Source organism: Rhizobium sp. CCGE531 (assembly GCF_003627795.1).
Taxonomy (GTDB): Bacteria; Pseudomonadota; Alphaproteobacteria; order Rhizobiales; family Rhizobiaceae; genus Rhizobium.
On sequence record NZ_CP032684.1, the window covers coordinates 774,258 to 793,975 of the forward strand.

At 59.9% G+C, this 19,718-nt stretch carries 21 protein-coding genes; 20 read left to right on the forward strand and 1 reads right to left on the reverse strand.

Annotation, left to right across the window (positions count from 1 at the left end):
• Positions 1-41 precede the first annotated feature (41 nt).
• The 17 genes from CCGE531_RS03840 to folD all read left to right on the forward strand — a co-directional run bounded on the left by CCGE531_RS03840 (position 42) and on the right by folD (position 14,697).
• Complete coding sequence (locus tag CCGE531_RS03840; RefSeq protein ID WP_120662997.1) at positions 42-713, forward strand: winged helix-turn-helix domain-containing protein; 672 nt, start codon at positions 42-44, stop codon at positions 711-713.
• A gap of 290 nt (positions 714-1,003) precedes the next feature.
• Positions 1,004-1,216, forward strand: coding sequence for a hypothetical protein (locus CCGE531_RS03845; RefSeq protein ID WP_162943843.1), 213 nt, complete (start codon positions 1,004-1,006; stop codon positions 1,214-1,216).
• A gap of 24 nt (positions 1,217-1,240) precedes the next feature.
• Positions 1,241-2,731 (forward strand): flagellar hook-associated protein FlgK, encoded by a 1,491-nt coding sequence (gene flgK, locus CCGE531_RS03850; protein ID WP_120662999.1) that lies wholly within the window; start codon positions 1,241-1,243, stop codon positions 2,729-2,731.
• Between the two features lie 3 nt (positions 2,732-2,734).
• Positions 2,735-3,787, forward strand: a complete 1,053-nt coding sequence (locus CCGE531_RS03855) for a flagellar hook-associated family protein (RefSeq protein WP_120663000.1) — start codon at positions 2,735-2,737, stop codon at positions 3,785-3,787.
• Positions 3,788-3,824: 37 nt separating this feature from the next.
• The gene (gene flaF, locus CCGE531_RS03860) at positions 3,825-4,172 is read left to right on the forward strand and encodes a flagellar biosynthesis regulator FlaF (protein ID WP_120663001.1); all 348 of its coding nucleotides are present in this window, start codon (positions 3,825-3,827) and stop codon (positions 4,170-4,172) included.
• Complete coding sequence (gene flbT, locus CCGE531_RS03865) at positions 4,169-4,621, forward strand: flagellar biosynthesis repressor FlbT (RefSeq protein ID WP_120663002.1); 453 nt, start codon at positions 4,169-4,171, stop codon at positions 4,619-4,621. Before flaF ends, flbT begins: the two co-directional genes overlap by 4 nt.
• On the forward strand, positions 4,609-5,106 hold the full coding sequence (gene flgD, locus CCGE531_RS03870) for a flagellar hook assembly protein FlgD (RefSeq protein WP_120663003.1): 498 nt from the start codon (positions 4,609-4,611) through the stop codon (positions 5,104-5,106). The genes flbT and flgD overlap by 13 nt, the downstream gene beginning before the upstream one ends.
• Positions 5,107-5,138: 32 nt before the next feature.
• On the forward strand, positions 5,139-5,405 hold the full coding sequence (gene fliQ / locus CCGE531_RS03875) for a flagellar biosynthesis protein FliQ (protein ID WP_004114921.1): 267 nt from the start codon (positions 5,139-5,141) through the stop codon (positions 5,403-5,405).
• Between the two features lie 150 nt (positions 5,406-5,555).
• Positions 5,556-7,643 carry a flagellar biosynthesis protein FlhA gene (flhA, locus tag CCGE531_RS03880; RefSeq protein WP_120663004.1) on the forward strand — a complete coding sequence of 696 codons (2,088 nt, stop codon included), beginning with the start codon at positions 5,556-5,558 and terminating at the stop codon, positions 7,641-7,643.
• On the forward strand, positions 7,640-8,392 hold the full coding sequence (gene fliR, locus CCGE531_RS03885) for a flagellar biosynthetic protein FliR (protein WP_120663005.1): 753 nt from the start codon (positions 7,640-7,642) through the stop codon (positions 8,390-8,392). Before flhA ends, fliR begins: the two co-directional genes overlap by 4 nt.
• Positions 8,393-8,493: 101 nt before the next feature.
• Positions 8,494-8,913: a hypothetical protein gene (locus CCGE531_RS03890; RefSeq protein ID WP_120663006.1), complete on the forward strand. Its 420-nt coding sequence runs from the start codon at positions 8,494-8,496 to the stop codon at positions 8,911-8,913.
• 131 nt (positions 8,914-9,044) lie between these two features.
• Positions 9,045-9,641 (forward strand): rod-binding protein, encoded by a 597-nt coding sequence (locus CCGE531_RS03895; RefSeq protein ID WP_120663007.1) that lies wholly within the window; start codon positions 9,045-9,047, stop codon positions 9,639-9,641.
• A 14-nt stretch (positions 9,642-9,655) separates the two neighbouring features.
• The gene (locus CCGE531_RS03900) at positions 9,656-10,024 is read left to right on the forward strand and encodes a hypothetical protein (RefSeq protein WP_120666456.1); all 369 of its coding nucleotides are present in this window, start codon (positions 9,656-9,658) and stop codon (positions 10,022-10,024) included.
• Positions 10,021-10,548 carry a hypothetical protein gene (locus tag CCGE531_RS03905; protein ID WP_120663008.1) on the forward strand — a complete coding sequence of 176 codons (528 nt, stop codon included), beginning with the start codon at positions 10,021-10,023 and terminating at the stop codon, positions 10,546-10,548. Before CCGE531_RS03900 ends, CCGE531_RS03905 begins: the two co-directional genes overlap by 4 nt.
• Before the next feature lie 243 nt (positions 10,549-10,791).
• Positions 10,792-11,631 (forward strand): WecB/TagA/CpsF family glycosyltransferase, encoded by an 840-nt coding sequence (locus CCGE531_RS03910; protein WP_120666458.1) that lies wholly within the window; start codon positions 10,792-10,794, stop codon positions 11,629-11,631.
• A 132-nt stretch (positions 11,632-11,763) separates the two neighbouring features.
• Complete coding sequence (locus tag CCGE531_RS03915) at positions 11,764-13,680, forward strand: succinoglycan biosynthesis transport protein (RefSeq protein WP_120663009.1); 1,917 nt, start codon at positions 11,764-11,766, stop codon at positions 13,678-13,680.
• Positions 13,681-13,797: 117 nt separating this feature from the next.
• Positions 13,798-14,697, forward strand: coding sequence for a bifunctional methylenetetrahydrofolate dehydrogenase/methenyltetrahydrofolate cyclohydrolase FolD (folD, locus tag CCGE531_RS03920; protein ID WP_120663010.1), 900 nt, complete (start codon positions 13,798-13,800; stop codon positions 14,695-14,697).
• A 6-nt stretch (positions 14,698-14,703) separates the two neighbouring features.
• Here the strand turns inward: folD and CCGE531_RS03925 are convergent, their stop codons facing one another.
• Positions 14,704-15,735, reverse strand: coding sequence for a substrate-binding domain-containing protein (locus CCGE531_RS03925; protein ID WP_120666460.1), 1,032 nt, complete (start codon positions 15,733-15,735; stop codon positions 14,704-14,706).
• Between the two features lie 307 nt (positions 15,736-16,042).
• On the opposite strand from CCGE531_RS03925, the gene CCGE531_RS03930 reads away from it, so the two are divergent.
• The 3 genes from CCGE531_RS03930 to CCGE531_RS03940 all read left to right on the forward strand — a co-directional run bounded on the left by CCGE531_RS03930 (position 16,043) and on the right by CCGE531_RS03940 (position 19,701).
• Positions 16,043-17,404, forward strand: a complete 1,362-nt coding sequence (locus tag CCGE531_RS03930; RefSeq protein WP_120666462.1) for an ABC transporter substrate-binding protein — start codon at positions 16,043-16,045, stop codon at positions 17,402-17,404.
• Positions 17,405-17,528: 124 nt separating this feature from the next.
• On the forward strand, positions 17,529-18,545 hold the full coding sequence (locus CCGE531_RS03935) for a sugar ABC transporter permease (protein ID WP_120663011.1): 1,017 nt from the start codon (positions 17,529-17,531) through the stop codon (positions 18,543-18,545).
• A gap of 1 nt (position 18,546) precedes the next feature.
• A complete protein-coding gene (locus CCGE531_RS03940; RefSeq protein ID WP_120663012.1) occupies positions 18,547-19,701 on the forward strand; it encodes a carbohydrate ABC transporter permease in 1,155 nt (384 codons plus the stop codon).
• The last annotated feature ends 17 nt before the right edge of the window (positions 19,702-19,718 follow it).

Sequence of the window (19,718 nt, forward strand, 5' to 3'; positions counted from 1 at the left end):
CATAGTTCATCGAAACACCACACTGATTCGGAGGCGGACGAATGATCGTAGTGGTTGATGAGCGAGAGCTCGTTAAGGACGGATATACATCACTGTTTGGACGCGAGGGCATCCCTTCCACAGGGTTCGATCCACGCGAATTCGGCGAATGGGTATCAACGGCGGCAGAGGGCGATATTGCTGCAGTTGAAGCCTTTCTGATCGGGCAGGGCCAGCATGTGCTCGAGCTTCCCAGGGCGATTCGCGATCGGACCACGGCGCCTGTGATCGCGGTCAGCGACCAGCCCTCGCTGGAAGCCACGCTTGCACTCTTCGATTGCGGCGTCGACGATGTCGTGCGCAAGCCAGTGCATCCTCGGGAGATCCTGGCCAGGGCCGCGGCGATCCGCCGTAGGCTGAAGGCGATCAACAACTATACCGATATCGGCCCGATTCGCGTCTTCGCGGACGGTCGTGATCCGGAAGTCAACGGTTCCGTGTTCGCCTTGCCGCGCCGAGAGCGCCGCATCCTCGAATACCTGATCGCCAATCGCGGCCGCCGGGTGACGAAGACGCAGATCTTCAACGCCATCTACGGTATCTTCGACGAAGAAGTCGAAGAAAACGTGGTTGAAAGCCATATTTCGAAACTGCGCAAGAAACTGCGCAAGAAGCTCGGTTTCGATCCGGTCGATTCCAAGCGCTTCCTCGGCTATTGCATCGACTGGAGCTGATGTCTCCAATCGGCATCCGCGATGCTAAATTCATGAATAGGCCCGAGAATCACTCGATTCTCGGGCCTATCCTTTTGTACCGTGCCGGATCGTCGCCGGCGCTATAGGTGCGTCGTTCCTTACGATTTTCGCCTGTGTCGGCCGACGATGAACCCGCAATGCGGCGCTTGCAGATGAGCTTTTCGCGATGATCGGTTTTTCGTCCTCTCAGACAGCTTCACGCAAGGCCCGCCACCTACTCTCAGTCGTATGAAGAATAACGAGGATTCCAGATGAGGAATTTCGGCAGCATGAAGACCGCATTTGCGGAAGTGGATGCACGGGCAGCTCGCCTGGGCGCTGCTTTTGAAGATGTTGCCGGTGTGATGCCGTCTCATCATGCCGGGGTGGCTGTCTCGCATATTCCAGCCGCCGGTCCCGATCTCCGCTGCAACTTCGCCGGCCTCGCTCCGACAGGCTATTCCGACACTTCCGGCGCGCCATCGGCCATTCTGCGGCGCTAAAACGAATAGGGTATCGAGTCAGTCATGTCGCTCACAACAGCTCTCAATAACGCGCAGGCAATATTCAACAATACCGGCACGCAGAGCAGCGTCGTGTCGAACAATATCTCCAACGCTAGCAATACGAATTATTCGCGTCGGCAGGCGATGGTGACCACCGACATGGCCGGCGCCCAGGTGGTGAAGATCGACCGCAGCAGTGAGCCGGCGCTGCAGAAGGCCTATCTCGGCTCTTCGTCATCGGATTCGGCGCAGCAGCTGCTTTTGAACGCCTACGGCAACCTGCAGTCGGCCACGCTCGGCGGTAACGACAATGAAATCGCTCCGGCGACCCTTCTTTCGGCGTTCCAGAAGGCGATGCAGACTTATTCCGGTTCTCCGTCCAGCACCACGGCGGCGCAGTCGGCGGTCAACGCGGCCCAGAGCCTGGTTACGTCGCTGAACAATGCGACGACTGCGGTGCAGAGTGCACGAACCGATGCCGACAAGCAGATCAGCTCCGACGTCGATTCACTGAACAGCCTGCTGAAGCAGTTCCAGGAAGCAAACGATACGGTGCAATCGGCGACGACGACCGCCGGACCGACGTCCAGCGCCCTTGCCGATGCCCTCGACCAGCGCGATTCGATCCTGAACCAGATCTCGAAGATTGTCGGCGTGACGGCGGTAACGCGCGGCAATAACGATATGGCGCTCTACACCACGAGCGGAACGACCCTGTTCGAAACCATTCCGCGCACGGTGACGTTTCAGCCGACGAATTCCTATACGGCCAGCACGGTCGGCAACAATGTCTATATCGACGGCGTCTCGCTGACCCCCGGCCAGAGTGCGAGCACCACCGCGCAGGGCAGCCTTCAGGCGGGGCTGCAGGTTCGGGACGATGTCGCGCCGACCTACCAGAAGCAGCTCGATGAGATCGCGCGCGGCCTGGTGACGACGTTCGCGGAAACGAACAGCAATCCCGCAAAGCCGACCCTGCCCGGCCTGTTTACCTGGAGCGGTGGCAGCGTTCCGACCGGTGCTACCGCTGTCACCGGCCTGGCCGGCTCGATAACCGTTAATCCGAAGTTAATCACGTCTCAAGGCGGCGATCCGACATTGCTGCGTGATGGTGGTATTAACAACAATGCCGCGACTGGAGAAACGGGTTACACGAAGAATACCAGCGGCGGCAGCGGCTATTCCACCCAGCTGGATGCCTTTATCACTGCCATGAATACGAAGATGAATTTCGATGCCACGGCCGGCTCCGATACCAGGGCCAGCCTCATGGACTATGCATCGAGTTCCATCGGCTGGCTTGAAGGGCAGCGCAGCACGGCGACGACCGCGGCCGAAAACACATCCGCGGCACTATCGCGCTCTTCGGGCGCTTATTCGAATGCGACCGGCGTCAACCTCGACGAAGAACTGACTCTGATGATGAATATCGAACAGTCCTATAAGGCTGGAACGAAGATATTGAACGCAGTCAACGAGATGCTTCAATCTGTATTGGATCTTAAGAGCTAAGCCATGAAACTTTCCTTCATTTCGAGCACGGCCATTCAGAATTCCATGCGTCAGACGATCCGTCAGGCGCAGAACGAGATGACCAGCGCTTCAACGGAAGCAACCACGGGCGTTTATGCCGACATCGGGGTTTCGTTGGGCAGCAGCACCTCACTTAACGTGAACCTGACGCGGGAGGTGTCCCGCATCGACTCCATTCTCAGCAGCAATTCCATTGCAAACCAGCGGATGACGTCGTCGCAGACGGCGCTGAGCGATATGGGTAGCCAGGCGCAAAAACTGATGGATCAGCTGGTGGCGCTTCGCGGCAATACGGATGGCAGCAGCGTCGCGCTGACGCAGTCGACGGCGACTTCGACGCTGTCGAGCGTCGTTGCTTCCGCCAATGTGATGGTCAACGGCGAATATCTCTTTGCCGGCACCAATACCGATGTTCAGCCGATGACGAATAATTCCGCCACGACGAACACGGCAATCCAGACCGCACTATCAGCCTATATGGCTGCTCAGACCCCGCCAGTAGCGTCGACAAGCAATCTGACGGGTGCCCAGATGAAGGACTTCATCACCACCAAGGTGGAGCCGATGTTTACCTCAGATAGCAGCTGGGCAAGCTGGTCGAGCGCGTCGGACCAGAATATGACGAGCCGCATCAGCAATTCGGAAGTGGTGGAGACGTCGACGAACTCGAATTCTTCCGGCATTCGCTATCTGGCACTTGCAACCAGCGTCACCAATGCGCTGATGAAGACGACGCCGGCCTTGAGTTCGGACGCGCTGAATGCGGTGACCGATCAGGCCATCAGCTATTCGCGGCAGGCTGTCGACGGCTTGAACAGCCAGGCAAGTCAGCTTGGCCTGTCGCAGTCGCGCCTCTCGGATGCGAACACGATGCTGAACGCCCAGAAGACCATACTCAACACCAGCATCGGGGATCTGACGGGAGTCGACCCTTACGAGGCGTCGACCAAAGTCAACAGCCTCGAAACCCAGCTCCAGACGGCTTATACTATTGTCTCCAAGATCCAGCAGCTAAGCCTTGTAAATTACCTTTGATGATCAAAGGGAAGTAATGACCAGGAAGGATGCGTGAATGTATCAGTTCTCATATGCGGAAGTCATGCAGGATGCGGTGGCCGACGCCAAGGAAAGAGAACGGCAAGTTCTGGACCGGTCGATAGCTCTCCTCTCCGCGGCCCGTGATGCGGCGAAATACGGCCGCGAAGCGATCGAGGCGCTCTTCTATACGCGACGCGTATGGGTCAGCTTCGTGGAGGACCTCAAAAGTCCGGAGAATCAGCTCAATGTCGAACTGCGTGCCAACCTTATCTCGATCGCCATCTGGATTTTGAAGGAATGCGATCGAATCCAGCGGCGCCAGTCGGAAAATTATCAAGGCATCATCGATGTCACCACCATCATCAGGGATGGACTTAAATGAAAAGTACGCTTCGCATATCGCTCAAAGCCGGGGAAAAGATCTTTATCAACGGGGCCGTCCTGCGCGTCGATCGCAAGGTCGCCCTGGAATTCCTGAATGATGTGACATTCCTGCTTGAGAACCATGTACTCCAGCCGGAAGATGCGACGACGCCGCTGCGCCAGCTCTATTTCATCGCGCAGATGATCCTCGTCAATCCGGAGGGCAAGGAGCAGTCGACGGCTATGTTCCGCAAGTCGATCGTCATGCTGCTTTCGTGCTTCCACAATGATGAAGTGCTGGCCGAGCTGAAACGCATCGACGGTCTCGTCGCAACCGGCCGCGCCTTCGATGCGTTGAAGGCGATCCGCGGTCTCTATCCGGTCGAGGACAATATCCTGAACAATCAGGAAATGCCGGCGGCGACGATCGAGCATATCCGTCGGGAGATCGCTCCATGGCAGCGGTAGGCGCCGTTGACAACACAAGCAACTCTTCCGCCACTGCCTCGAAAAATTCTGCTACCGCATCGACGAGCGCCAACCTGAACTATAACGACTTCCTGCAACTCCTCATTGCGCAGATGAAGAACCAGGACCCGACCTCGCCGATGGATGCGAGCCAGCAGATTTCGCAGCTGGCGAGCTTCTCCCAGGTCGAGCAGCAGATCCAGACGAATTCTCATCTGGAAACTGTGCTTCAGAACCAATGGATTTCGCAGGCGACCGACTATATCGGCAAGCAGATCATGAGTGCCGACGGTAAGACCACGGGCACGATCAAGGAAGTAACCGTCTATACGGACGGTGTTATCGCCGAGACCAATGCCGGCGACAAGATCCTGATTCAGGCCGGCGTGACGATCGCTCCCGCGGGCACGACCATTGATACGCCGCCCGCTTCGACGGATACTAGCAACACCGATTCGTCGAATACGGGTTCGACCGGCAGCTAATGAGTAGCTGCTGAACAAGGGATGACGTTGCCATGAATGAAGCCGATGCGTTGGATATCTTCCAGGCGGCGATCTGGACGGTGCTGGTGGCTTCCGGTCCGGCGGTTCTAGCCGCCATGGTCGTTGGTCTGGTGATTGCCTTGATCCAGGCATTGACCCAGGTACAGGAAGCGACATTGACCTTCGTGCCGAAGATCGTCGCCGTCATGGTGACGATCGGCGTCACGGCTCCCTTCGTCGGTTCGCAGATTTCGATCTTCACCAATCTCGTCTTCTCGCGTATCCAGTCCGGGTTCTAAACATCGGGTCCGATGGCCGAAACGGCTTTCGGATCATGAGCTTTGCCGGCATAAGCCATGCTCGCGCAAGCTTCGGCTTTTAAATCTCGGTTCCAATAGGGCAAGCGGTTCAGCCGTTTGCCTCCTCTCATGAAGAGACGGAACCGGTCGATGGCACAACCACCCGCAATAGCACTTCCCAAAGCCAATCCCAGCGTGCGTGATATCGGCTTCGCGCTCGGTATCATGGTCATCCTGTGCGTGCTGTTCCTGCCGATCCCGCCATTCCTGATCGACCTCGGGCTGGCCTTCTCGATCGCTCTCTCGGTCCTCATCCTCATGGTGGCGCTCTGGATCAAGAAGCCGCTGGAATTCTCGTCCTTCCCGACGATCCTGCTGATCGCCACCATGACGCGCCTGTCGCTGAACATCGCGACCACGCGCGTCATCCTTTCACACGGCTATGAAGGGCATGATGCTGCCGGCGGCGTCATCGCGGGCTTCTCCAGCCTGGTGATGTCGGGCGATTTCGTCATCGGTCTGATCGTCTTCCTGATCCTCATCACCATCAATTTCATCGTCATCACCAAGGGTGCGACGCGTATCGCGGAAGTCGGCGCCCGCTTCACCCTGGATGCCATCCCCGGCAAGCAGATGGCGATCGATGCCGATCTTTCGGCCGGCCTGATCGATGAAAAGGAGGCGCAGCGCCGCCGCCGCGAGCTGGAGGAGGAAAGCTCCTTCTTCGGCGCGATGGACGGTGCTTCGAAGTTCGTTCGCGGCGACGCGGTTGCCGGCCTCCTGATCACCTGCATCAACGTCTTCGGCGGCATCATCATCGGCTATTTCCGGCACAGCATGCCGATCGGCCAGGCCGCGGACGTTTTCGTCAAGCTCTCGGTCGGCGACGGTCTGGTGTCGCAGATGCCGGCGCTCATCGTCTCTCTTGCCGCCGGCCTCCTCGTTTCGCGCGGCGGTACGGCCGGTTCGACCGACCAGGCCGTCGTCAGTCAGCTGAGCGGCTATCCGCGCGCGCTCGCCGTCTCGGCGGTCCTCATGGGCATCCTGGCCGTCATGCCCGGCCTGCCCTTCCTGCCCTTCGTTTTCCTCGGTGGTCTGATGGCGGCCGGCGCCTGGTTCATCCCGCGCCAGATCGAGGCCGAAAACAAGCTTCGCCGCGATGCCGAAGAGCAGAAGGTGATGCAGACGAAGGAAATGGAAAAGGATTCGGTCAAGTCGGTTCTGAAGACCGCCGAGATCGAACTGGCGCTCGGCAAGATCGTCTCCACCCGCCTGCTCGGCGCGCATCAGGAGTTGGCCTTCCGCGTCGGCAAGATGCGCAAGAAATTCGCGACGCAATACGGCTTCGTCGTGCCTGAAATCAAGGTGATCGACGATATGGCGATTGCCGACAAGTCCTATCAGATCCGCATCCACGGCACGACCATCGCCTCCAACGTGCTGCGCGTTGGCGAAGTGCTCGTCGTCACCGGCTCGGGCCGCAAGCCGACCGTGCCCGGCGACGAGATTCGCGAACCCGCTTTCGGCATGCCCGCCGTTTCCGTTCTTGAGGCATTTACCGACGATCTGAAGCGCGAGGGCTTCCAGCCGATCGACAACGTGTCCGTCGTGCTCACCCATATGAGCGAGGTCATCCGCAACAACCTGCCGGCGCTTCTCTCCTACAAGGACGTGAAGATCCTGATCGAGCGCCTCGATCCGGAATACAAGAAGCTCGCCGACGAGATCTGCTCGTCGCACATGTCCTATTCGGGCCTGCAGGCGGTGCTGAAGCTGCTGCTCGCCGAGCGTGTTTCGATCCGCAACCTGCACCTCATTCTTGAAGCCGTCGCCGAACTCGCGCCGCATGTGCGCAAGACGGAGCAGATCGTCGAACACGTGCGCGTGCGCATGGCGCAGCAGCTCTGTGGCGATCTGGCCGACAATGGCGTGCTGCGCGTGTTGCGTCTTGGCAGCAAATGGGACCTGATCTTCCATCAGGCGCTGAAGCGCGACCAGAAGGGCGAAATCGTCGAATTCGACATCGATCCGCGCAGCCTGGAAGAATTCAGCGAGCAGGCGGGCAAAGTTATCCGTGAATATATGGATCGCGGCATGCCCTTCGTTCTTGTCACGTCGCCGGAAACGCGCTCCTATGTGCGCATGATCATCGAACGCCTGTTCGCGACGCTTCCGGTCCTGTCGCATGTGGAACTGGCCAAGGGGATCGAGATCAAGATTCTAGGTTCGATTTCATGATAACAGATCCCCAGGGGACCATTCTGGCGCTGTTCGTCGCCTTCTGCCGCATCGGCGGCTGCATGATGGTTCTCCCGGGATTTTCATCGGGTCGTATCCCGCCGCAGATCAGGCTGCTTCTTTCCGTGGCCCTGTCGATGGCGATTTTGCCGTTGCTCTGGAACACGATCTATCCCCAGGTATCGAAGGGCGACGCGAGTTTTATCGGCCTCATCTTCACCGAAACGGTCATCGGATTGATGTATGGCATGATGGCGCGGATTTATACGCTGGGGCTGCAATTCGCCGGCGCAAGCATATCGATGCTGATCGGCTTTAACGCGCCGGGCGGCGCGGATATCGTCGAAGAGTCAAGCGAGACGTCGCTCACGAGCCTCATCAGCTTTTGCGGGCTGATGATGCTCTTCATCCTCGATTTTCATCATTATATCCTGCAGGCGCTGGTCGATTCCTATTCCGTCGTTCCCCTGGGTGGTCATATCGAGCCGCGTGCCGCGTTGATCTCGATCACGGATACGCTGGAGACCACCTTCTTCATCATGCTGCGGCTGGCAAGCCCCTTCCTGCTCTATGGCCTGATGTTCCAGATTTCGATCGGTTTCATCAACAAGCTGGCGCCGCAGATCCCGATCTATTTCATTTCCACGCCATATCTGCTGATGGGAGGGCTGTTTATGCTCTATCTCAGCATCGCGGCATTGGTCAGCCAGTTTTCCAGTGCGTTTCTCACCGTCTTCAATGGGCACTAGAGCATGATGCCGAAAAGCGGAAGCTCAAGCCCGCGGGCGGCGAGATGATGAGGTCCGATTCGGACGCATCCGGGACCGGGCAGCCGGTGGGTAGGTAGGCGATGGCGGAAAAAAAACGTTCTGAAAAACTGAAGCGCCTGGTCGCGGTGCAGCGCCATCTGGAGCGGATAGCGGAAAACGAGCTTGCCGATACGACCCGCCAGCGCGCGGAAGTCACGGAATCGATGGAGCGGGTCATGGTTGCGATCGGCTCGGTCGATCCCGTGCACATGGCATTCTCGATCCACTATGCCGAACGCTACGGCCGTCTGATGATCAAGGATCAGCAGCTGGAAAGCATCCAGAGACTCATCCAGATGAAGGTCCAGCAGGAGCGCACCAAGGCCGACCGGCTCGAAGAGCATATGAAGGATGCCCGCGAGCTCGAAACGCGGGAGGCCGACGACAATGCGGTCTACGACATCATCGATCAGCGCTTAGCCGCCGCAACGCCAGCCTCCAGCAAGGTTCAAAAACCATAATCGCCGCGATCATGGAACAGGATGCGCATCGTTGGGTTGCCGGCCTGTTCCGAAGTTTTGATTCGATGCCCTGATTCGATTGCCGCACTGCGTGTGGCTTCAGGGTGTGCGATAGCAGAAGGAGACGTGACGTGGCTATTTCGCCTCCAAGTGATTTGGTCCTCGATGTCGTCAAGGCCGCCAATCCGGCCGATGTCGAGGCTGCGCAGGCCAAGCTTGCCGCCAACCGGGCCGCCTTTGCCGCCACGAGCCTCGCCGAGAACGGCACCGGCTTCGGCGCGACGGTGGATGCGATGAACAGCGCGGCCACCCAGGCAGGCCTTGCCAATGCCAACACGCATGTGGCCGGGACGAAGGTGCCGCAGGCCTATCGCAAGTTCGAAGCGATGGTGCTGCAGAATTTCGTGAAGAACATGCTGCCGAGCAGCGAGACGCTCTACGGCAAGGGTTCGGCCGGCGAGATCTGGAAAGGCATGATGGCCGAGCAAGTGGGCAATACGCTCGCCAAGAGTGGCGGCGTCGGCATTGCCGAGAAGATGTATAAGGAACAGGTCGACAAGATGCGCAATACCGGTGCCATCAACGCCGCGACCGATGAAAACGACAAGAAGATGGCTCTGAGCGCGGTTGCCGATTTTCAGCGCAAGACGCTCGCCGCCGCGGATGCCGATAATGACGGCAATGCCAGCATCACCAATCAGAATAATTTGACGTCCCAGAAAGCATGAGCGAGGTAGCAAACATGGAAATGATGTCGCAGGACTATCGGATCAAGTCTGTCCTTGGCCGCCTGGAGATGATTATCGACAATGAGAACAACCGGATCGGCACCGACCCGGAATTCGATCTCAAGGTATCGAACACCCATAAGAGCCGCTGCCTCTATGAGTTGTCGATGCTGTTTCGCGATACCGAGCCGGCCGATCTTGCCGCCGCGCATATCGAGCAGCTGCACGATCTGAAGAAGAAGCTCGTTCTGAACGCCCGCCGCGTCGAAGCCCATCTCGAGGCCGTGCGCGCCGTTGCCGACATTCTGAAGAACGCCGTGCAGAACGCCGATGCGGACGGCACCTATTCGCAGGAGCAATTCCGCGTCCGTGAGGCCGGATGATCAAGCTCGTTCTCACCGGCCTGTGGGTCTGCGCCGTGACATTGGCCTCGGTCTATTTTTCGGTGCAGGTGGCGACGGCGCCCGCGATCAGCCCTGACGACGCCAAGAAGGCGCAGCAGGAACTGATCAAGGGCGAATCGATCAACGTTCCCGTCATCGCCAACGGCCAGGTGACCGGCTATTTCCTGACGCGCATCTCCTTCATGATGGAGAAGGGCAAGGCGAATGCGCTTCAGATACCCCTGCCGGAACTGACGACGGACGAACTCTTTTCGCTGCTGATCGGCAACAAGGCGATCGACATTGCCCACACGCAGAACTTCGACGTTGCCGCCTTTCGCAGCGACCTGAAGAAGCGGATGAACGAGCGGCTCGGCGGCGACTATGTCGCCGACGTGCTGATCGAACAGCTTGACTATCTCTCCAAGGAAGAAACCCATGGTGGGGAGAGCATCGGCAGGAAAACGGTCAAGCCGGTCAAGATCGTGCAGGACGCGGCGAAGGATAAGGTGCCGCTGGAGTAGTGGCGTCCTGGCCTTGCGGGTGCCGCTCCATTCAAAGGCTGCAGGGCCGGCGATACCATTAATGAATTCTTGATTGTTTCCGATAAATCCCACTTTCCATCCTAACGGAAAGTTGGATTTATCTTGCTATAAACTCCTCCCAGTGACGCCTCGTAGTCGCCGCACCGATGAACGGTGAGAGGCATGAGCCTTGTTATTCCCGGCATCATGCGCATTTGCGATGTCGGGCAGGAGGTTGTTGGATTGAACCAGGTTGCCGATTTTGCCGCCGCAGCGTCACGCCGCATGATCTTCGATCTGCCGGTCTGCGATCTCGATTGGGACGATGCCCTGACCTTCGTCAATGAGCTTGCATCCCTGCCGGTCGGACAGACCGCGATCTCCTTCGTGAATGCCCATAACATGCTGGTGATGCTGCGTGACGAAAACTATCGCAACGTCCTCGAGCGCAATCTGGTGCTCCCGGATGGTGTTGGCCTCGATATCGCTTCGCGCGCCGCTCATGGTGAGCCGTTCCCGGCAAACTTGAACGGCACGGATTTCGTGCCGGCGCTGCTGACGTTCATGGAGCGGCCGAAGCGGATCGGCCTGTTGGGCGGCAAGCGCTCGGTTGTCGAAAATGCGGCGGAGAAATTTCGCCGGCATGCGCCGTGGCACGAGTTCATTGTCGTTTCCGATGGTTTCTTCGATCCCGCGAGAAGCAACGCCGTTGCCGCGGAAATCGGCCGGCAGAAGATCGATGTGCTGATCGTCGGCATGGGAACGCCTTTGCAGGAAAAGTGGGTCGCCGAACATGTCGGACCGCAGCATGCGCGGTTGGTGTTGACCGTCGGCGCGCTGTTCGACTTCGTGTCCGGAACCGTGCCGCGAGCTCCCTCGCTCGTGCGCGCGGTGCGCAGCGAGTGGTTGTTCCGTCTGGTTCTTGAGCCGGGCAGGCTGTGGCGACGCTATGTTCTGGGCGTGCCGCTTTTCCTCTATCAGGTCATCAGGCATCAGTTCGGCCGCGAGGGGCGTGTCCTTCACGCTGAACCGCAACAGCTGCCGCAGCGGCGTATCGCCCCTCCGGATAAATTAGCAAGTTAGAGCAATTTCAAGAAAAGTGCTAAGCCGTGCCGGTATTCGCGGGGCGCGGCGTTAACTCTTTCTTTGGCATGAAAGTTTAGAGTGGGTTAACCATTGCATTGGTCTCCGACCATGTGCGCGAGATAGCCCGCCATGTTTGAAAGCAAAGCCAGGCCCGGATTTTACCCAGACGATGCGGAAACCTTCGAGGTGTCGCGCGGGCCGGGCCGGCACGTCTCTCCCCGTCGGGGCGAAGATGGCTTGCGCCGCACAGCCCATTTGCGAGCCGCCAATTCGGACGACCCGCGCGATACTGAGCTGCGCGCCATTCTGCGCAGGGCGCTTGATGGCGATCCTTATCCGGTCTCGGGGCGAGGGGGACTGGTGGGCGCGGGGCCATCGGACTATCGGCCCGCCTTGGCTCATATCCAAGACGCCCAGATGTTCCGCCACGCGGAACACGAACAGACGCGGGAACCGGCATCCGAGCCCGTGCCCGATCTGCTGGAATTCGTGCCCGACCTGCTCGAAGCAGTGCCGGAACTTCCCTCGCAGACTGCGATCCCCAATCTTGCCGAGCATCGGCCTCGTGCCGGCCGCTGGTCTCCCGGTATCCGCTCTCTCGGTTTCGTCATTATAGCCGCCTTGGCGGGAGCGGCCGTCCCGACAATGCTCGCGTCGCCGCCGCTCTATATGTCGCAGGCCGTCCTGCATGCGGAAGGCGAGGGCGGCGGACGGCAGACATTGCTCGACGTCGCGGCGAAACGTGCCGTCGCGCCATCCGTGCTGTCCGACGTCGTCGCCAGAATGAAGCTCGACCACGATCCGGAATTTACCGGCAGTCGGGCGGGCGCCCTCGGTGTTGCCGCCGAGCTCCTGTCCGGCAGCGGCAACGCCTCCGATGCGCCCTCGCGCGCCCAGGCGACCCTTCGCAAGAGCATTGCCGTCGGCATCGACGGCCAGACAGGTCTGCTGCGATTGACCGTGATGAGCGGCGATCCCGCCAGATCGGCCGATATTGCCAATCGTCTGGCTGGCGCCACCCTCTACGATGCCGCCGTCGCAAAGGCGGCCGGCACGTCGCTCGGGCTCGAGACGGCAGCCGATCGCAGCCGCAAGGAATTCGATCGCGCATCTGCGGCTCTGGCCGAGTTCAAGGCACGACATGGCGAGGACAAGATCGCGGCGGCGCTGGCGCTTCAGCAGCAGCGTCAGCAGTTGGACGGTGAAATAAAGGCGGCCGAGCTGACAGTGCGCGCGGCCAGGTCCCGCCTTGCGTCGGTCAAGTCGGCCACGCCGGCCTCCGTGCTGAGCGGCGCCTTGCCGGGCGATCTAGCCTCCGCCGGACTCGACGACCTGCGCAGCCGCTATAGTGCCGCCAAGGCCCAGCTTTCGCAGCTCGGTCCGCGCCATCCCCGCTTGCTTGCGCAGCAGGCAACGGTTGACGATCTTGCCGCCAACATGCGCAGCCAACTGCAGCGGCTTGTCGTCAGTAGCGATGCGGATGTGAAGGCGGCCGTCGAAAAGCAGAGGGCTCTCTCGGCTGAGATGACGGCCCTCAGCCAGAAAAACATCGATGTCGATGTCATCAGCCTCGCGCAGTTGCAGGATGCAGCTGCCGTCGCGAAGAGCCGCTATGAGGCCGATCAGCAGAATGCCACCCTGTCAGTGCCGGAGGCCAAACAGCCGTTGACGCTGATTTCGCAAGCCGTCGCGTCGGCTCTGCCGCTGGACGATCATCTCGCGAGCAACCAGGCAATCAGTTTCCTGGCCGCCCTTGGCATGGCACTTGGCGCGATATTTCTGCGCAGGTGGCTTGCCGGTGCTGAAGCTGCGGAAGACTACATGGCTGACGACGGCGTCATGCCGGCCATGCCTTCTTTCCATCGGGATAGCGACATGTCGCTTCCGCCTTTGCCCGCCATCGCGCTTGAACCGCCGGCGGCTGTTCCCGAAATCGGAAGCGGGCCTGACGTTGCGGATGAATGGGTCCGCATTCAGCGCGAGCTTGCGTCCTTGCGTGCCAAGGTCGAGATCTATGCGGTGCGCAGGCATCAGGAACACGGCTGACCGCCACTTGGTTTTCCCTTGCAATTACCGCTTTCAGACACCATAGGGCGTTAGCAGGCAATTATGCCGGGCCGATGGTCTGTAGATTGCCACCGAATTCATGATCGGGAGACGAGCGTGACGACAGTGATCGACGGGAAGAAGGCGGCGGCTTCGGTGATCGAAGCTGTGAAGGTTGCGGCGGCGGGGCTTGAGGCTGAGAGCGGCTTGAAGACCGGGCTTGCGGTCGTCATCGTCGGCGATGATCCGGCCAGCCATGCCTATGTGAATTCCAAGAGCAAGATGGCCAAGGAATGCGGCTTCAAGTCGGTCCAGCAGACGCTGCCGGCCGAGACCACGCAGGAAGCGCTTGCTGGTTTGGTACGGTCGCTGAACGACGATCCGTCGATCCACGGTATTCTCGTGCAGCTGCCGCTGCCGAAGCATCTGGATTCCGATGCGATCATCCAGTCGATCCGGCCGGACAAGGATGTCGACGGCCTGCATGTCGTCAATGCCGGCAAGCTGGCAACCGGCGATCTTGAGACAGGGCTGATCTCCTGCACGCCGGCCGGCGCCATGCTGCTGGTGCGCTCGATCCATGGCGAGGACCTGTCGGGGCTTACCGCTGTGGTCATCGGCCGTTCCAACCTGTTCGGCAAGCCGATGGCGCAATTGCTGCTCAATGCCAATGCGACTGTCACGACGGCGCATTCGAGGACGAAGGATCTGCGGTCCGTGGCGCGGGGCGCCGATATCCTTGTGGCCGCCGTCGGCCGGCCTGAGATGGTGAAGGCCGACTGGGTGAAGCCGGGCGCGACGGTCATCGATGTCGGCATCAACCGCATCGATGCACCTGAGCGCGGCGAGGGCAAGAGCCGGCTGGTGGGCGATGTCGCCTATGCCGAGGCCTCCGATGTCGCTGCCGCCATCACGCCGGTTCCGGGCGGTGTCGGCCCGATGACGATCGCCATGCTGATGGCCAATACCGTCATTGCAGCCCACCGCGCCGCAGGAAAGAAACCGCCGAAGTTTTGAACCAAATCAATCGGCCGGCGCGACGCCGGTCGATGCGCGCACGATCAATTCGGCCTTCCATAGTTCCTGGGCCGGAAACGTCTCCGTATGCTTGATTTCGCCGATCAGTCGCTCGGCGATGCGCACGCCCGCAGCACGCAGCGACGAGCGGGTCGTCGTCAGCGGCACGGTGAAGCTTTCCGGCTTCAAAAGCGTCAGCACGTCGTCATGGGCGATGAGTGAAATATCCTCACCCAGCTTGAGCCTAGCCTGGTTGATGGCGCGAACGGCGCCAAGCGCCAGCACGGTACTGGAGCAGAGCACCGCCGTCGGACGCTTTTCCTTCTCCATCTGCAGGATGCGTTCCATGGCGAACAGGCCCTGCTCGTCGGTCATCGGCGAGTGGCTGGTGCAGGCCTCATCGAGCGCCAGGCCACGTTCGGCAAGGGCCGCTTCCATGCCGTTCTTCCGGCGAATGGCGAAGTCGAGATAGATCGGGCCGTTCAACAGGGCGAAGCGCCGATGTCCGAGCTGCAGCAACAGCTTCGTGGCATCATAGAAGGCGGCTTCGTTGTCGATGTCGAGGAAGGGATAATCCGGTTCGGAGCCGATCGAGCGTCCATGCACGAGGAAAGGCATGGACAGAGACTTCAGCATTTCCAGGCGCGGATCATGGCCACGCATATAATTGACGAAGAGAGCATCGACATTACCGCTGGCCGCGAGCCGTCTTAACGCGCCGACCTCATCATTCGGATCCGCGGGCGTCAGCACGAAATGGAAATCGTGCCGCAGGGCCTCTTCGCCGAGACCGGTCAGGAACTCCGAGAAATGCGCGTCGGAGGAATTGCCGGGTGAAGTCGGCATGACAAGCCCGATCGAGCCCGCCTTGCCGGTCGCAAGTCTTTGAGCTGCCTTATTGGGACGATAGCCGGTTTCCCGAACCGCTTTGAGAACGCGCTCGCGTGTCTCGCGATTAACCTCCGGATATCCGTTCAATGCCCGGCTGACTGTCGTCTGCGACAGCCCGAGCATTTGCGATAGCTGCTTCAGATTCACGAATTTCGGCTCCTCCAATTCCAGACTGCTCGGCTGCCAGCACACCTCCCGAATATCGCCAGCATCCAAAGCGCTTTTAATATGTAGCAGGCGATGCGCTCGAGACAAGATAAATAGCAAAATATCGCCTCCTATTTTATGCTGCAGCGCGAGATATGCCGTGAATATTAGCCCGAAATTGAAAATCGCTTGACTTTCTCCCGCTCCCAATGGATGAGAGATGTAGCCAAAGCGCTTTGAGGAATGGGGCGCGCAGCACAAAATTGTGTTTGGGCTCATGGGTTTCGTTATTTGGGAGGACAACCGCATGAAAAAGATGTTTCTGATGACCGTCGCTGCCGCCGCCTTGGTGGCCGGTACGGCGATGGCGGCCGATCTGAAGTTCCAGCCCGGCCAGGACTCCAAGTTCAACTGGAAGAGCTATGACGACTTCAAGACGGCGCATGCCGACCTGAAGGGCGAGACGCTGACCATCTTCGGCCCCTGGCGCGGCGAGGACGAAGCCCTTTTCACCAGCGTCTTGAACTACTTCACCGAAGCGACCGGCGTGAACGCCAAATATTCGTCCTCGGAAAATTACGAGCAGCAGATCGTCATCGATACGCAGGCCGGTTCGCCGCCGAACGTCGCCATCCTCCCGCAGCCGGGCCTTCTCGCCAACCTCGCCAGCAAGGGCTATCTGACGCCGCTCGGCGATGATCTCGCGAGCTGGGTCAAGACGAACTACGGCGCCGGCGACAGCTGGGTCGGCTACGGCACCTACAAGGGCAAGGACGGCAAGGATGCCTTCTATGCCTTCCCCTACAAAGCCGACCTGAAGTCGCTGGTCTGGTATGTGCCCGAGAATTTCGAGGAAGCCGGCTACAAGGTTCCGACAACGATGGAGGACCTGCTCAAGCTGTCCGACCAGATCGTCAAGGATGGCGGCACGCCCTGGTGCATCGGTCTCGGTTCGGGCGGTGCGACCGGCTGGCCGGCGACCGACTGGGTCGAAGACCTGATGCTGCGCATGAACGCGCCGCAGGACTATGATCATTGGGTCGATAACTCGCTGAAGTTCAACGATCCGAAGGTCGTCTCGGTCGTCGAGGAATTCGGCAAGTTCGCCAAGAACGCGAAATATGTCGCCGGCGGCGTGGCCGCCGTGGCTTCGACCGACTTCCGCGACAGCCCGAAGGGCCTCTTCACGGTTCCGCCGAAGTGCTACATGCACAAGCAGGCATCCTTCATCCCGTCCTTCTTCCCGGAAGGCACCAAGCTCGGCCAGGATGCGGACTTCTTCTACTTCCCGCCCTTCGCCGCGCATCCGGAACTCGGCAAGCCGGTTCTCGGCGCAGGCACGCTGGCAGCCGTTACCAAGGATTCGAAGGCTGCGCGCGCTTTCATCCAGTTCCTGCAGACGCCGATCGCCCAGGAGGTCTGGATGGCGCAGTCCGGCTTCCTGACGCCGTACAAGGCCGTCAATACCGCGGCTTACGCCAACGACACCCTGCGCAAGGAAGGCGAGACCCTGACTTCGGCGACCACCTTCCGCTTTGACGGTTCCGACCTGATGCCGGGCAAGATCGGCGCGGGCTCGTTCTGGACCGGTATGGTGGACTTTGTCGGCGGCAAGTCTGCCCAGGACGTTGCCGACGGTGTTCAGAAGTCCTGGGACGCCATCAAGTAAGACATCATAGTCCAGCGCCGCCGGTCAAAGCCGGCGGCGCCAAACAACATATAACGGCGCGCCCCTATGCGCGGCCGATGCCGGACTGATGGACTTAAAGCAGGTAAATTCGGGGAGGGAATGGATGTTTTCGCAGATCGTATCGGCGATTGGCGCCATGATATTCGGCGTTGCCATTTGCGCCGCTTATTTCTGGTTCTCCAACAAGCTCTTGGACTTGATCTTCCCGGCAAGGGAAGGAGATGACGTCCATCGGGCGGCCGTCAACCTTCGACGCCGCGGTCTCATCCGCCCCTGGCTGTTCCTGGGGCCGGCGCTGTTCCTGTTGGTCGTCTATCTCGTCTATCCCGTCGTGGCGACGTTCATCCTGTCCTTCTATGGACCGGACGGCAGCAAATTCGTCGGCGGCGCCAACTATCTCTGGGCGCTCAACGACACCGAATTCCGCCAATCGATCTTCAACAACATCCTCTGGCTTGCCGTCGTGCCGGCCGCCTGCACCTTCTTCGGCCTTGTCATCGCCGTCATGACCGACCGCATCTGGTGGGGCAATATCGCCAAGGCGGTCATCTTCATGCCGATGGCGATCTCCTTTGTCGGCGCCTCGGTCATCTGGAAGTTCATTTACGAATATCGTGGCGGCACCGACACGCAGATCGGCCTCCTGAATGCGATCGTCAAGCTTTTCGGCGGCACGCCGGAGGTCTGGATCACCATTCCGTTCTGGAACAACTTCTTCCTGATGGTGATGCTGATCTGGATCCAGACCGGCTTTGCCATGGTCATCCTCTCGGCGGCCCTGCGCGGCATTCCGGAAGAAACCATCGAAGCCGCCGTCATCGATGGCGCCAATGGCTGGCAGATCTTCTGGAAGATCATGGTGCCGCAGGTATGGGGCACGATCGCCACGGTCTGGACCACCATCACCATCCTCGTCCTCAAGGTTTTCGATATCGTGCTCACCATGACCAACGGTCAGTGGAACACGATGGTCCTTGCAAACCTGATGTTCAACTGGTTGTTCCGCGGCGGCGGCGATTCCGGCCGAAGTGCCGTCATAGCGCTCGTCATCATGGTCGCGGTGACGCCGATCATGATCTGGAACATCCGTCGTGCAAACGCAGAAACGAAGGGGCGCTGACATGATTGGAAATCTCGGTCGTATCGGTCCCGCCCGCATCTTCGTTCATGCCGCGGTGCTGCTCATCGTCCTCCTCTGGCTGCTGCCGACGCTCGGCATCTTCGTCACTGCGCTGCGCGACAGGGATCAGATCGTCGCTTCCGGCTGGTGGACGGCGTTTGCCGGTTCCTCGCGCACCACGGCCGCCCGTCTCGACGGGCCGGACAAGGCAAAGCCCGATGGCGCGAATTTCGTGATATCAGGCGCGCTTACTGTTGAAGGCGGCGGCAAGATCCAGTCCTTCGGTCTGCGCGTGCAGGAGCCGGCGGCCTACAAGGCCGGCTCGCCTGCGCAACTGGAGAACGGCGAGACCCTCACCATCAACGCCGACGGCAGCTACCGCTATCAGAAGAGCGGCGCGTTTGAAGCCGATGCGCGCGCCAAGCGGGTCTATTTGACCGTCGCCACGCCGCCGCAATTCACCCTCGACAACTACCGCGGCGTGCTCGGCGGCGAGGGCATCGGCCAGTCCTTCATCAACTCGCTGACGGTGACGATCCCGGCGACGGTCATTCCGATCCTGATCGCCGCCTTTGCGGCCTATGCGCTGGCCTGGATGGAGTTTCCCGGACGCGCGATCCTGATCGCGCTCGTCGTGGGCCTGATCGTCGTGCCGCTGCAGATGTCACTGATCCCGCTCCTGCGTATCTATAACGAGATCGGCCAGATCTTCGGCGTACCGTCGAAGACCTATCCGGGCATCTGGATGGCGCATACGGCCTTCGGCCTGCCGCTCGCCATCTATCTGCTGCGCAATTATATTTCCGGCCTACCCAAGGAGATCATCGAATCCGCCCGCGTCGACGGCGCCAGCGATTTCGATATCTTCGTCAAGATCATCCTGCCGCTGTCGTTCCCGGCGCTTGCCTCCTTCGCGATCTTCCAGTTCCTCTGGGTATGGAACGACCTCTTGATCGCCATGGTGTTCCTCGGCACCGATAAGGACCACCTGGTCCTGACAGCCGCTCTCAACGCGCTGCTCGGCTCGCGCGGCGGCAATTGGGAGATTCTGACGGCATCGGCCTTTGTCACCATCATTATTCCGCTCCTCGTCTTCTTCGGTCTGCAGCGCTATCTCGTGCGCGGTCTGCTTGCCGGGTCGGTGAAGGGGGGCTGATACAAAAACACATACTC